Raw genomic sequence first — 15186 nt, 5'->3', positions numbered from 1 at the left:
TTAGACACTAAGGATGAAAGAAATGAAGAAAATTACAATATGCTCACTCTTATTCCTAACGAGCTTTTTGGGTTTGATGGTAAATGGAGAAAGCATCGCTGCCCAAGAAAATGCAGGAGCAGACTTCTCAGCACGTCCTCTACTTGAAGAACGTCAGATAGACGATAAATTAGGGTATTGGTGGTTAAATGTCAAAAGTGGTGAAGAACTCACTTTATACATCCAAATAAACAACGGCAAGCAGAAAAATACATTTTATATCACATCAAATCAAGCCATCACGAATTCAAATTTTGTTATAGACTATGGCTTGAAAGAAGACGAAACTAAAAACTTTCTTTCACATACAAAAGTCTTTGACTTTTACAGAGATGTTTTGATTGGCGAAAAGAAAGGTTCAGGAAGTGCTACAGTAGTGTTGCAGCCGGGAGAGTCTAAAAAAATTCCTCTGAGAGTTAGAATTCCTAGTTCTTGGACAAATAAGATTGCAATAGGGGGGATCAATGTGACGCGACGTGCGAATGAGGTAGAGAAAGAACAAAGCTTATTAAACATTTATAGTTCAGCTTTTGCTCTGATTTTGCAGTCTGGTGAACGGGACAAGTCGGCCTCTCTCGCGCTTTCAGCTGGTGAGATGAAAACAGATGAACAATTCATTCGTCTTAAAAATACTAAGAATGTATTGCAAGAGAAAACTCAGCTCAGTGTATCTATAAAAGATAGAAAGGGAAATCTTTATTCAAGCTTAGATTATCCTTCGGGAACAGTGGTACCTTATGCCGATATTCTCCTCCCTTTACAGGTGAAAAAAGCGTTGGACAAAGGTGGCGAGTATAAACTAGATATTGAAGCGAGGCAGGAGAACAAAACATTAAAAGAAGTCTATCTGCTTAGAGTGGACAGTGAAGGCAAGGTTCAGGTTAGCCCCCAAAGTGCTAAACAAAAAGCCAAGGCAAACTTTTTATGGCTGGGTGCTTTGGCTCTAGGTGGGGGAGTGACTGGGTTTATTAGTTATAGTCTAAAGCGAAGAAGGGAGAAAAATTGAAAAGAAAAATGAAACTCATTTTTTATACAGCTTTGACTCTTATAGCTAACGTAACATTTATTTCACCTGTTCATGCAGATGTACAGATTGATACAAATAATGGCAGTGCGGATACATATATTAATGTCACTGCACCTGCGACAGATAACTTATATCTTACTCAAGCTCCAGACTTTAACTTTTCAAATACAGAAGCTACGACAACTGGCGCTATAAGCACTAAAGGAACGCAACCCTATACTATCGTCAATATCACAGGGAATTCTAATGGCTATAATTTGCAGCAAAAGATAAGTGAGTTTACAGGAAATATTAATGGTAAGCCAACGGTTTTACCCTTAAAATATTTTAAGATTAGCGTTGCAGACAATGCTTCTGGCACGATAAAGGGAAATCCTGCTGTCAATATCCTTGGGCAAGCGGGAAGGGTCTTAACTGGACAGAGAAACGCTCAGGGAAACCAAAAGAGTGGAGGTGTCACTGCTGAAATGCAATTGGACACCACACGAGAAATAAAGCCCGGCGCTTATCAAGCAACAATCACAAATACACTTGTTCAAGGACTATAGGGAAATGAATTTATGACATTAAGTAAAAAATATCTTGCTCCATTCTTTATAACAGCTATGATTTTGATACTGCTCGGAATCGGAAGAAATGTAGATGCAGCAGTGTTAAGCGGCCGTATTGATACCACTGGGGCAATCACAGGTCAGGCAGGAGCGACTTACTATGATACGGACAGTTGGAAAGATATGATGGATACCTACCATCATGTTAGACCCAATGCTGCTTCAAACAGGACAGTCTATTTTAACGTTGTTCGAGATGTGCCAGGCGCTCCTGATATTGGAGGTTATAATTACGCAAATACTGGAAATACCAATAATGGCGTTTCGATTGTTGAGGGCAAAAGTTTATCCATCAATGGGAATGGACGACGACTTTATCTTGATACAGATACCAACTACACGACAGCAGGGGCGGGTTCTGGTGCAGGGGCAGGATATATCCGAGGTCCTTTCCGTGTACCAAACTCAGGTGTTTCACAGTTTACGGTCTTGGAGGTGAAAAATGCCTACATCATAAACAATATTACTGGAGGAATTTTTCAGTCTGTTGGAAGAGGTGGTTCTGAACCAACCTTTGTCTATCAAGATGTTACAGTGAGCAATGGAGCACCAACAGCTGGTGCTCAACCTATCCGTAATGACAACGGTCGAATATTGTTTTTCGGTAATAATACCTTTAATATCCGACAAAATAATAATATGACCACGGTGGGCTTGACCGGCGCTGATAATCAAGGGGAGTGGATTCAAGGTGGGAAGTGGGTTGAAGTTGTTTCAGGGACGACAACTTTAAACCAAAACTGGGGCTGGGATCAACCTTTTTATACCTATAATAATAACGCTCATACACTGAAAGTTGCGGATAATGCGCGTTTGGTTTGGAATCTTAATGATACATATTGTATGTATTATGATGATGGTAATAGTGGTCCGATGGTTTGGGATATTGGTGATAATGCTTCCTTTGATATCAAAGGAACAGAAAATACAGCTGCACGAAACAACGGAGGCTGGTTTTTAGCTGTAGCCAATAACTCTTGGACACTGAATATCGGAAATAACGGCAGACTTGCCGTAACTACTGGCGGTGGAAACATCAATCTCAATGGTTTTGTAGGTACAGGAGTTGTGCGCTGGAACATTGGGCAAAATGCTAGCTTACTCTTAAATAACTTGAAAACAACAGCGAGTCTCGTGGCTGGAAGTCCAGGAGTAGGAAGCGGTATGATGCTTAATGATTCTAAGGTCGTAACCTTAAACACGGCTGGGGGTTCAGTGTTTGATTATACTGTGAATGCAAATAATAATTTTCCAATCACAATTACAGGAAGGGGTTTAAGAACACATACCTCAACGACAGCAGCACGCTTTGATACAGCAAAGTTAGATTTAGTGGCACCTAATCGAAATAATTTAGGAACGCGTGATGTTTGGTACAGGCAAAATACAGGCCGAATAACGGGGTTGGGTGCTATTACAGACTCTGCATTAACGCCGAATAACTATTCTAGAGTGGATTTAGTTAATATGAATAATGCCCGCTATATTTCTTGGTACCAGCCAATTGGGCTCTGGTTAGATGCAGGGCAATCTTCTATGACACGAACTTTTAATATATCACTCAATCCGAATGATGCTAATGGGACACCTGCTAACGGGTCTTGGTCAAATTTGATCAATGGTAACGCAGCTCAACGACTCGTTCTAGGAGATGATAGGGGACAGGCGCCTAATTTTCATCTTACTGTAACCATGATGGAAAATAATTTTTCTGACCGTCTGAGCTATTACTGGAGTGATCCAGCAAATAAGGAGAATACGGCAGAATTTAGGAAAGGAATAGCACTTCCCATTGTATCTGTTACTTCGGATGCAAAGCTTCCGTCCTATATTTCGATGGCTAATGCTGGTCAAAATTATACCGTGAATGTTCCAAGCTCAGCTGGCATAAGGATTAGAGCAAAAAACACATTACTTTCACAAACAGGGACACGAGCTGGTATCTTTAAATATACCCTTGCGCACGGTCCAGCATAAAGAAGAGGAGAAAAATGAAACGTCTTTTTATAATAAATGTAGTTTTATCACTTGCTCTTCTAAATAGTATCACTACAAATAAAATTTCTGCAGCGGTGCCTCACATTTCTCAAAAGGCTACAATCACTATCACACTGAAACTTTCAGCCCAAAATATAATTATTTCAGAAACTACCGCAAAAAGTCTCACTGAAAGTCAGCTGAAATCTCTTATGAATGTTGCTGGAGAAAATCTGGCAGGACTTCAACTTGATGCGAATACAATCAAGACAGCAAATGCTGGTTTAGAAGGTCGAGATTATCTTGACATTCCTGTCACATGGACGACAAGCTATGAAAAGGCACAGGCACATCTCGTCCTTGTGGCAGATGAAGCGGTCATATCTTCAGACAGACAAAAGGCTGTGAATGCTTACCCTGTGACATTGGGACAAGATATAGCCAATGAAATAGGAGCGAGCAGGAATCAAGAAAAACTTGACTTTTACACGCGTGCAAAAGCTTATCAGGCAGACGGCACTGTTTCTCCAGCAGTATTAGCTAATGCGGGCGAATATTTTTCTGCTTTAAAGAATGCTGCATCAAATGACGTTGTCCCCATTACTTATAACTTCTCTGCTGCTGATAAAACACTTTCTAAGTCTGTAGATGTCACAATTTTTAGCGGAAGCCTTAACTTTACAAGCGCACCCTCAATAATGAGTTTTGGACAATTGAAAGTTAAAACAAGCAGCCTAAGAGCGTTTCCAAGCTACGATCAGGATGTTGTGGTAACTGATACAAGAGAGGTATCTAAAAATACAGGATGGACAATGTTTGTAAAAGAAAATCATCCTTTAGTCGAGGTGGATGAGTCAGGAGTAGCTCTTGCAGGAGGACGGTCGTTAGTTGGAGCGCTTTGGTTTAGTGCTGATGGTGTAAACAAAACAATGCTGTCAGCCAATAACACACTCGTTCATAGCGAGCTTGCAGGAACAAAAGGCGGCACGTTTAATCTGAGCCAAAATTGGAATGGAACAACTCAGAAAGGTATCTATCTAGAGGTACCTGTTACTCAACAATATGCAGCAAAATATCAAGGTGGGTTGACTTGGACCTTATCTGACGTACCAAGTAATTAAGTAAATCTGTGATGAACCACATGAAAAAATAAAAGGGGATAGAGAATTGTAAAAAGAGAAAGTGAGAAGTACTTTCATGAAGTCAAGAAGCTCCAGCCTAGACTGGAGCTTCTTTTGTCCACTTTTCAGGCACGGACTACGGAAGCCAGAAGTCAACCCACATGGAAGTTCCCTCCGCTTTTCTCATCAAACACTCATTTCATTTGACCTTTTTTTTTTTTTATACTATAGACTCAGAAAGTAAACGTAACATTAGAAATGAACTTGTAATAAAAATACAAAACCACAGGTTACGTCAAAGGAGGAGTTTATGACACCAGAAAAGAAAAAACAGCGGCGGCTGCGCAACCTCGCACTCCTGTCGCTCTTGTTACTCGCAGTAGGCGGCACCTTCGCCTTCCAAGCCTTCAACCAGCGGGCCATCAATGACCGGCTGAATGAAGTAGACATCAATGTCGGTGGCCGTGTCCACGACTACTACAACCGTGAGACAGAAAACAAGGACGTCTTCGTAGAAAACTATGGCGAACGGCCAATCATGGCCCGGATACGCCTGTCCGAGTTCCTCGAAACCCGCCAACGTGATGAAGCCAACTTCACCCCATTAGTGGCAGGAACCAGCCGTGAGGATGTAGAAAACTGGACCACATGGATTCCCAGCGCAAACGACATCACCGACCGTGAAAACACCAATGACTCAAATGCTTTCGACCAGTACGCCAACCTCATCTTTGGTTGGGAGCGTTCCGGTCAAGATGCCCCATGGTATATGCCGACCTTCAACCATGACAACCTAGACTTAAGAACAGCAGCGGCAGGTCATGCGCGGGACTGGATCGAAGGGAACGAGGCAACAGATGGGGTCACAGATGGCGCGACACATCCGGGAGATGGTATTGATGCTTACTGGTCAGCAAACGAAGACTTTGACAACAGTGGTCCAATCTGGCCGGGAGAAGAAGTGACCAACCAAACTGCCCAAAACTTACAACAGGACCGTGCCCCAATGACCATGAACCAGTGGAGTAATTTGCCTAACGAAGACAAGATAGGGAACTTCTGGGTGGTTGACCCGAACACAGGCTGGGCTTACTGGGCCAACCGACTGGACCGGGAACAAGCCACCTCTTACCTGCTTGATGCAGCAGAGATGACGGCTGCCATTGAGGACAAGGTCTTTAACGGCTTTTACTACTATGGGATTCATGTCGAGAGTGGGCTGGTGAGCCCTGACCAGCATGAGGAGTTCCTCAATGACGGGGAGCAGCACCATGCGGAGCTGGAAGACTTTCTCCAAGGTATCCAGAACGGGGTGATGTTTGATGATGGACAGAACCCATTGCCTAACGAAGACAGTGCACCAGCAGACTTTGACTTTTCAACCATGCGTCCGGGCCGTATCTTTACCATGGCAGGTGAGCAGTACCGCTACCTTGAAAACATGGGTTCTGGCAATCATATGATTATCCGGAATGAGGCGATACGTAATGTTTCTTGGAACGATCAAGAGGCAGAACTGGTTTCTTGGTATGACGCCCTACATGCGGATGTTCGGACTATGGTTCAACCGGTTTCAGATAATTTTGATACAGGAGCGGTCTCGCATCACTATCTGACTTGGACAAGCTCAGGTTCAACTCAGGCATGGCTACCAAGTAACTTGACAGATTTTCCACTGGTTGCGGCTGATGTGACTGATGTTGATACAAGTGGAGCTCCTCGTGCTTTTGCCCTCTCCTTAGCTGATGTAGCACGTTTATCAGGAAGCGGGCAAGCTTTTCCTAATCCAGCAGGACGTATAGGTGCCAATAATAGTTGGTGGTGGCTTCGAACTCGTGCTCAAGCAGGGCATGCTTGGGTTCTCCTTCAGGCACGAGAGGCGACAAGCTTAGGTGGAGCCTTTAATGGAGGACATACAGCAAATACCGTAAGTATTAATGGAGGTGTCCGCCCCGCTCTCATCATCCAACAAACGTCAAACTAAAAGTATCCAAAATATCCAAACAGCTCCGCAATCCGGGGCTGTTTATTTATAGTCTGAGATTCCGTTAGTCAGGGACGGCTTAGCTTTTTCATTTTTGAAAAACAAAGATAAAAATCATGCTATAATAGCAACATGGTATCCCTCTTAATATTCTCATTTTCCCTTATTTCTTTCATCCTTGTTGTCAGTTTAGGACTTTTTGTTTTTATTGAAAATAAAAATAGAAGTATCTGGGTAAGACGACCTCAAGAGAATTCTCCATTATACTCTGAATGGGCCGCATTTATGCAGGCTGAAAAAGAAGAATGGCAGTTACAGACACATGATAACCTCATACTCAAGGCTTGGTATCTTTCAGCTAAAGTACCAACTGATAAGACGGTTCTACTGTTCAATGGCTATAAGTCTGTAAGAGAGCGTTACGGTGCGTTTGGCTGGCTTTTTCATGAGTTAGGATATAACGTGTTGATGCCTGACTATAGAGCTGGAGCTAGAAGTCAAGGAAAATTTATTGGCTTTGGCTGGTTGGATCTTAAGGATAATAAGGGATGGATTGAAAAAATTATTGAGAAAAATGCACAGAGCCAGATTGCTTTGTTTGGTATATCGATGGGAGCTTCTGCAACGATGATGCTCTCAGGTGAAGCACTCCCGGAAAATGTCAAGTGCCTTATTGAAGATTGTGGTTATGATACAGTGTGGAACGAGTTATCTTATAAGGCGAAACATGATTTTCACTTACCTCAGTTTCCCTTGATGCATCTCCTTTCTTTTTGGTCAAAGCTTTTTGCAGGCTACAGCTGGAAAGAAGCCTCTGCGCTTAGTCAGCTGGCGAAGAATAATAGACCCTTCCTTTTTATACACGGCGATCAGGATACGTTTGTACCTCTAGAAATGGTCTATCGAAACTATGAGGCGACCCAAGGACCAAAAGAAATCTATATTGCTAAGGGGGCTCGTCACATTAGGTCTTATGAAATGGATAAGGAAAAATATAAGGAAGTTGTGAAAGTTTTTTGAACAAATACTTCTGATGCAGAAAGAGAGAATAATAAATGTATAATGCTGCTGGAAATATCGAAGAGTACATCGCACAAGCTCAAGATTCGCAACTTTTGAGGCAGGTCTTACACATGGTTCACAGCACCTTTCCGGAAGAAGAACTGCGTTATTTTGACAATGGCAAGACTTTTTCTGCTATTGCTCTAGGACAAAACCCTTACCCCAGTCCAGGCTATGAAGAAGCTGGCACTGTCAACATTTCTTCACAAAAAAATTATGTGGCGATTTATTTTTACGGTGAAAATATATCGTGGCAAAACAACTTTCCCAAATCAGCCATGGGCAAGGGCTGTTTACGTATCAAAAGTTCAAAATTTATGGAAAAATATGATGTTGAAATAAGGGAATTTTTTCAAAATGTAAAATTGTATAAGCCGCATGATAAGAGGAATTAAGGAACAGCTGATTGATTTTTTTGGAGCTTTGAGTTATACTTGTAGTAAGTATTCTCGGTGGGGATTGGAATGCCAATCCCTTTTATTACGAAAAAAGAAAGGTTTTTTAATTAATAAATGGCAGATATAAAAATTACACCTTTAGGTGGTGTACGCGAATTTGGTAAAAATATGTACCTAGTGGAGGTGAACGAGCAAATTTTCGTTCTTGATGCAGGTTTAAAATATGCAGATAGTGATATGCTAGGGATTGATTTTGTGATTCCGGATATTGATTATCTCGTAGAAAATGCAGACCGTGTTGCGGGAATTTTCTTGACACATGGTCACGCAGATTCTATCGGTGCTTTGCCTTATATCGTTTCAGAATTACGTGTCCCTGTATTTGGGAGTGAGTTGACGATAGAGCTTGCTAAAATCAATGTGCGCAACTATGAGGGCAGCAAAAAATTCAAGGACTTCCACGTTGTAACTGAGGAAACAGAAATAGATTTTGGTCAAGCAGTAATTTCCTTTTTCTCAACAACACACACCATTCCAGAATCAATGGGGATAGTCGTTGGCACTGATTCGGGAAATATTGTTTACACGGGTGATTTCCGTTTTGATCCAGCCGTTGCACAAGGCTATCGGACGAACATGCGACGTCTTGCAGAAATAGGAAACAGTAAGGTGCTGGCCCTGCTTTCGAGTTCTCCTAACGCCTTGTCACCCGAACAGTCAGCAAGTGAGCATGAAATTTATGAGAAAATCTACGATACAATTGATGAAGCACAAGGACGCGTAATCATTGCTTGTAATGCTGGTAATCTGGGACGCATTCAACAGGTTGTTGGAGCGGCGCTCAAACTTGGCCGGCGTATTGCCTTTACAGGTCAAGACATGGACCAGATCGTCGAGACAGCGACACGTTTGAAGAAGTTGAAAATTGAAGATAAAAAGGCGATTATTAAGCCAAATGAAATCAGTAAGTATGCGGATGAAGAACTGGTTATTATCGAAACAGGTCGCATGGGTGAACCGCTAAAAGTCCTCGGAGACATGGCTCATAAGCGTCATAAATGGGTGAAAATCAAAGAAGGAGATGTTGCTTTTGCAGTAACAACACCTTCTATCGCTTATGAAACCTTAATTGCGCGCATTGAAAATGATGTCTATCGTGCTGGTGGTGTCATGAAGATGTTGGGCGCAGACTTGAAGGTTTCCGGTCATGCCAACGCGCGTGATTTACAATTCATGATTGATATCTTACGTCCGAAAAACCTGATTCCTATCCAAGGTGAATATCGGGAGTTACGTGCTCATGCAGAGTTAGCTATGGAGCTGGGAATGCTTCCAGAACATATCTTTATAGCTAAAAAAGGGGAGTCTGTCTCTTTCAATAAAGAAGACGAGATGATTCCAGCAGGAGTTGTTCCAGCGGAAAACGTGATGATTGATGGTTCAGGTATTGGCGATATCGGTTCAGTGGTTTTACGGGACCGTAAAGTATTATCTGAAGACGGAATTTTTATCGCTGTTATAACAATCAATAAGGCTGAACGTAAAATTATCAGCCAAACACGTGTACATACACGCGGTTTTGTTTATGTCAAAACCTCACGAGATTTGATGAAGGATGCGGGAAACTTGGTAAATGAGACGGTTGAAAAGTATCTTGCAGGAACTGATTTTGATTGGTCAGACCTCAAGGGTGCCATCCGTGATGCTCTGGGCAAATTCCTTTATACTCAAACCCGTCGTAAACCAGTTGTTCTGCCAGTAGTCATGGAAGCACGTGCTCCACAAGAGTTGACTCGCCGTTATAAGGGCAATAAGAAGAAGTCAAGTAAGACTAGTGGAAAGGCTGGATAAGCTTTCCTCAAGCGCTTAAGATTACTTTCCAGATAAACACGGCAAAATATTATATAGTAAAGGCCTGTCTTTTGCTATATTTTTTTGAAAAGAGAAGCGTTTTAGACAAAATACAAACAGGAGAAATAGAGTAAGCACTTCATGCAAAAAAACTTAAAAAAATTAACAGCGCTGCAGATTATTTTTATCGCCTTTTTGATGCTCGTGATTGGAGGAGGAACCTTGCTCAGTTTACCGATTTCTTCGAGTACGGGGCAGTTTACACATCCGATAGATGCGTTATTTACTGCTGTTTCTGCTGTCTGTGTTACAGGTTTAACTGTAATTGATACCGGTGCCCACTGGTCTCTCTTTGGACAAGTTATCCTATTGCTTTTGATCGAGGTAGGCGGGTTGGGCTTTATGACATTGGTTGTCAGTATTTTCCTCCTCCTCAATCAAAAAATGTCCCTCAAATCTCGGCTGATTATTCAGGAATCCTATAGTTTATCAGATATGAGTTCAAGTGTTCGAGTAGTCATTAACGTACTGATTATTTCGCTTTTGATTCAATTTTGTGGCAGCGTTCTTTTGTCATTTTCCTTTGTCCCAAGGTTTGGACTAGTCAAGGGGATTTGGTACAGTGTTTTCCATACCATTTCAGCATATTGCAATGCTGGTTTTGACTTGTTTGGCAATTCACTTATGCTTTATGAGCATTCACCATACGTCTTGATGGTTATTGCATCAATGGTTGTTTGCGGAAGTTTAGGGTTTATCGTTATTATGGATTTACTTAACTATAGGAAGCAGAGAAAGTTATCTCTTCACACTCGATTAGCTCTTACAACGACAGCCTTTCTTGTTTTTGGTGGGATGTTGCTCTTTCTAATTTCTGACTTTGAAAGTGTAAGTAATAATCCATTTATATTTGTGATGCAGAGCCTTTTTCTATCGATTTCTCAGCGGACAGCGGGCTTTTCTATCCAAGAGTATAATTTGTTCAGTCAAGCAAGTATTTTCCTCACCATAATATTAATGGTTATCGGAGGAACATCAGGCTCAACAGCCGGAGGTTTGAAAACGACGACAATAGGTGTCCTAGCGCTCAATGTGCGCGCGATTATTAAGCGCGATAAACACACCAGCTTTAAAAATAGAACAATTCCACAAAGTGTTGTCAAACAGGCATACGAATCTGTCTTTCTCTACTTCTTTATGATGGTTATTGCGACATTTATCCTCCTTTTGACGAATCCAAAATTTCGTGTAGATCAAATTCTTTTTGAAGTTATCTCAGCCTTATCTACTGTAGGATTGAGTATGGGAGTTACACCGAATTTAAATGTGCTCGGAAAAATCATTGTAGGCATTCTTATGTTCATTGGTCGTGTCGGCGTGTTTACGATTATTTATTCAATCAATGCGAAAGATAATCATGAATCTCTCTATAAATATCCAGAAGAAAAGGTAATGGTGGGCTAATATGAAATCATTTGTTGTTATAGGGCTTGGACGTTTTGGCTCTGCGGTTGCTAAAACTATCGCAGAAACAGAAGCCGACTTGCTCGTCATGGATCAAAATGAGGACCGGGTCAATCTCTTTAAAGATATAGTACCTAATGCAATCATTGCGGATGCAAAGGATGAACGTGTTCTGGAGGAGATTGGCATTAAAGATTTTGATGTTGCTATCGTTGCTATCGGTGAAGACATTCAGTCCTCTGTACTGGTAACCATGCTTGCTAAAGATGCAGGAGTACCTCAAGTCATCACGAAGGCTGTTGATAAAAATCACTATCGCCTGTTAGAAAAAATCGGTGCAGACCGGGTTGTTCTTCCCGAAGTTGAGATGGGGCGTAAGATTGCTGAAAGTTTAATTTTTGAAAACATCAGTAATGTCGTGGATATTGCAGAAAACATTGAGTTTGCAGAAGTTAAGGTATGTTCGCGTAAGATGGACAATCGTCTCATCTCTGAAATTTCAGAGTTAAATGGATATGATTTGAATATCAGCTATGTCAAACATATCCATGGTGGAGTAGAAATTGCTTCAGGAGATACGCGCTTGATGATTGGTGACTCTTTGTTTGTCATTGGCCGTCCAGAGGATATCAAGAAACTATCTGAGCAAAACTAAAATCTACAGTATTATACCTTCATTGTACGAAGACACGGTCAATGATTGACCTCTAAGAGAATGTGATATAATAAAACTATCTGAATAAAAGAATAGGACTGGAATATAAAAATGGCTTTTGAAAATCTAACAGAACGTTTGCAAAATGTGTTCAAAAATTTGCGCGGCAAAAAGAAAATCACAGAACAAGATGTAACAGAAATTACAAAAGAAATACGTGTGGCGCTTCTTGAAGCTGACGTAGCTCTTCCTGTAGTGAAAAAGTTCATCAAAGCGATTCGCGAGCGAGCGATTGGGACAGAGGTCTCAGAAGCGCTTAATCCAGCGCAACAAGTCATCTCTATTGTCAATGAAGAATTGACAGCGATTTTGGGTGGCGGTGAAGCTGAGCTGCTCAAATCACCTAAAATTCCAACAATCATCATGATGGTCGGCTTGCAAGGGGCAGGTAAAACAACCTTTGCAGGTAAACTGGCTAAAAAACTCAAAGAAGAACAAAATGCCCGTCCCCTCATGATTGCGGCTGACGTTTATCGTCCAGCAGCCATTGATCAATTAAAAACTCTAGGTGAACAGCTTGATATCCCTGTATATGATGAGGGCACAGCTGAAAGTCCTGTAAATATCGTCAAGAACGGCTTAGCGCGAGCGCGTGAAGAACGTAAAGATTATGTTTTGATTGATACGGCAGGACGCCTAGAAATTGACGATAAGCTGATGAATGAGCTGCAAGAGATCAAAGCTCTTGCACAACCAACCGAAATTCTTTTGGTTGTTGATGCGATGACAGGTCAAGTCGCAGCTCAGGTGGCTAAAACCTTTGATGAAAAGTTAGATATTAGTGGTGTCATTATCACCAAACTTGACGGAGATACACGTGGTGGTGCAGCCTTATCTATTCGTGAAATTACGGGTAAACCCATCAAGTTTACGGGTACAGGAGAAAAGCTGACAGATTTAGAAATCTTTTACCCAGACCGTATGAGCTCGCGTATCCTTGGTATGGGAGATATGCTGACGCTGATTGAAAAAGCGCAGGCACAGTTTGACGAAGAACAATCCATGAAGATGGCTGCCAAGATGGCGGAAAATCGTTTTGACTACAGTGACTTTGTCGAACAATTGGATCAGGTGACAAATATGGGACCTATGGAAGAAATTATGAAAATGATTCCAGGGATGTCACAAGTGCCTGGCATCGAAAATGTCAAAGTTGATCCGAAAGACATCGCGCGTAAACGTGCCATTGTTCTTTCGATGACACCAGCGGAACGTCAATTAGAGGTGGAGCTTTCACCAGCACGTCGTCGTCGTATCGCTGCAGGTTCGGGGAATAGTTTCATTGAAGTAAATAAGTTCATCAAGCAGTTTAATCAGTCTAAAGACATGATGCAAGGCATTATGAATGGGGATATGGATGCAATGATGCAACAAATGATGGGCGGCGCTGGTGGTAAAATGCCAAACATGAAAAATATGCCTGGAGGTATGCCAGACATGTCTTCCCTAGGAGATTTGCAAGGTCTTATGCGAGGCGGAACACCTTCTGGCACGCCTGATATGAGTGCCATGTTTGGAGGTGGTCTTAAAGGAAAAGCCACTCAGTTTGCCATGAAGCAGGCTATGAAACGCGCGCAGAAAAAAATGAAAAAAGGCAGAAAGAAATAGCATATAAAAGAAGCAGATATATTTTCGGATGTATCTGGGAGTGAAGACAAAGATGATGTTTAAAAATTAGTTTCTGATTTGGCAAGAATGAAAAGTACTGATGCTGTGACAGGAGGGGGGCTGAATCCCCCAGTCAAAAAGGACATTATCTAAAGTAGTAACTACCAGTTCATAGCTTAGTTTATTACTTGGGGCAGCTTACCTTAGCTTGCTAAAATTTAAAAATAAAGACGGAAATACCAACAAAACACCTGCACATTTATCACTGTGGCAGGTGTTTTGTTTACACCTTGTTCTATAGATTATAGAGTCATTTTGCAGCACTAATGATTCTTGCCATAAACGCAAGTAATAAAAAAATAGTCTTACTAATTTCATGATAACGCTTTACTTTCGGTTGTTAAAGTGATTTAATGGGGGCATCAAGTCATAAGGAGATTCGTGTGAAAAAATCGATTGCCATCTTAGCAATAGCACCTATTTTATTTTCTGCTATAGCATCTTTGAGGGTAAACAGTGCGTCGGCAGACCAAGTTAACACATCTATAACTACAGATGTACAAAAAAGTTTAGAGCATCCACTTTCTTCAGATTTTATTAATAAATTTGACCAATCTATCAAATTATTAGGGAATAAATTTATTATTGATACCAATAAATTACCCAAAGATATTGCTTCAGAGGAGTTATCAAAATTAAAAGCACTAATTTCTCAAAAAAATGAAATTATTTCAGATTCTGAAAATTTGAAAAATGGAACAAGAATTGAACAAAATAATAACTCTGTAACTATTATTTCAAATTCTGGAAATAGCGGATTATTAAGATTTAGAGAAGGAAGCAATTACGTCCATGTTTATTGGTGGGGGTTACGTATCGGTCTATCTAAGTCAACTGTAAATGGAATAGGAACTGGTGTTGCTATCGGTGGAGTATGGATTCCTGAACCTACTGTATCTAAGATTTTAGCTTCTTTGGGCATTCTTGCAGCAGCCTCTCCTGGTGGTATTGTTTTCAATTCCACTCCGCCTATTGCAGTTTTCTGGGGAGCTGAATTTCAATAAAATAATGAGGAGTCTTATTTATGAAGCTAAAAATCTTTCAAACTATTCTTTGTATATTGATTTTTGTTCTTCCTTTTGTTTTTCCAGACCTCAAATGGTTATACATCCCGTTCTTACTTATATTTTTATTGTCTTTATGGCTTCCATGCAAGAGAAATTAAAGTATATTATTTTATTTTATTGCTGCATTTCAAGTAGGATGTACAATAGGTTCGGTTTATGTTCCAGCAAGAGCAGTTATAGCTGCTCTTGGAGTATTAGGACT

12 protein-coding genes are annotated in these 15186 nt (G+C 41.0%); all 12 read left to right on the top strand.

Annotated features, from left to right (window positions below; all coding sequences use genetic code 11):
- The first annotated feature begins 22 nt into the window (after nucleotides 1-22).
- The 12 genes from ACGHCK_RS00225 (at nucleotide 23) to ACGHCK_RS00170 (ending at nucleotide 14921) form a co-directional block, all read left to right on the top strand.
- On the top strand, nucleotides 23-1045 hold the full coding sequence (locus ACGHCK_RS00225) for a DUF916 domain-containing protein (RefSeq protein WP_251421326.1): 1023 nt from the start codon (nucleotides 23-25) through the stop codon (nucleotides 1043-1045).
- Nucleotides 1046-1053: 8 nt separating this feature from the next.
- Nucleotides 1054-1614, top strand: coding sequence for a hypothetical protein (locus tag ACGHCK_RS00220; protein ID WP_251421323.1), 561 nt, complete (start codon nucleotides 1054-1056; stop codon nucleotides 1612-1614).
- A 12-nt stretch (nucleotides 1615-1626) separates the two neighbouring features.
- Nucleotides 1627-3654, top strand: a complete 2028-nt coding sequence (locus ACGHCK_RS00215) for an RTX toxin (protein WP_251421321.1) — start codon at nucleotides 1627-1629, stop codon at nucleotides 3652-3654.
- 14 nt (nucleotides 3655-3668) lie between these two features.
- Complete coding sequence (locus ACGHCK_RS00210; RefSeq protein WP_251421319.1) at nucleotides 3669-4775, top strand: WxL domain-containing protein; 1107 nt, start codon at nucleotides 3669-3671, stop codon at nucleotides 4773-4775.
- Nucleotides 4776-5085: 310 nt separating this feature from the next.
- The gene (locus ACGHCK_RS00205) at nucleotides 5086-6759 is read left to right on the top strand and encodes a hypothetical protein (RefSeq protein WP_394304418.1); all 1674 of its coding nucleotides are present in this window, start codon (nucleotides 5086-5088) and stop codon (nucleotides 6757-6759) included.
- Nucleotides 6760-7044: 285 nt separating this feature from the next.
- A complete protein-coding gene (locus ACGHCK_RS00200) occupies nucleotides 7045-7779 on the top strand; it encodes an alpha/beta hydrolase (RefSeq protein WP_251421933.1) in 735 nt (244 codons plus the stop codon).
- Between the two features lie 35 nt (nucleotides 7780-7814).
- Nucleotides 7815-8216 carry a DUF1801 domain-containing protein gene (locus ACGHCK_RS00195; protein ID WP_251421936.1) on the top strand — a complete coding sequence of 134 codons (402 nt, stop codon included), beginning with the start codon at nucleotides 7815-7817 and terminating at the stop codon, nucleotides 8214-8216.
- A 117-nt stretch (nucleotides 8217-8333) separates the two neighbouring features.
- Nucleotides 8334-10070: a ribonuclease J gene (locus tag ACGHCK_RS00190; protein ID WP_202230561.1), complete on the top strand. Its 1737-nt coding sequence runs from the start codon at nucleotides 8334-8336 to the stop codon at nucleotides 10068-10070.
- Nucleotides 10071-10211: 141 nt separating this feature from the next.
- Complete coding sequence (locus ACGHCK_RS00185) at nucleotides 10212-11534, top strand: TrkH family potassium uptake protein (protein ID WP_202230560.1); 1323 nt, start codon at nucleotides 10212-10214, stop codon at nucleotides 11532-11534.
- Between the two features lies 1 nt (nucleotide 11535).
- Nucleotides 11536-12189, top strand: coding sequence for a potassium channel family protein (locus tag ACGHCK_RS00180; protein ID WP_202230558.1), 654 nt, complete (start codon nucleotides 11536-11538; stop codon nucleotides 12187-12189).
- Nucleotides 12190-12300: 111 nt separating this feature from the next.
- A complete protein-coding gene (ffh, locus tag ACGHCK_RS00175) occupies nucleotides 12301-13857 on the top strand; it encodes a signal recognition particle protein (RefSeq protein WP_251421939.1) in 1557 nt (518 codons plus the stop codon).
- A 443-nt stretch (nucleotides 13858-14300) separates the two neighbouring features.
- A complete protein-coding gene (locus tag ACGHCK_RS00170) occupies nucleotides 14301-14921 on the top strand; it encodes a hypothetical protein (protein WP_251421942.1) in 621 nt (206 codons plus the stop codon).
- The last annotated feature ends 265 nt before the right edge of the window (nucleotides 14922-15186 follow it).

The sequence above is a fragment of the Lactococcus muris genome (assembly GCF_042849115.1).
Taxonomy (GTDB): domain Bacteria; phylum Bacillota; class Bacilli; order Lactobacillales; family Streptococcaceae; genus Lactococcus; species Lactococcus muris.
This window is presented reverse-complemented; position numbering and strand designations above follow the sequence as displayed.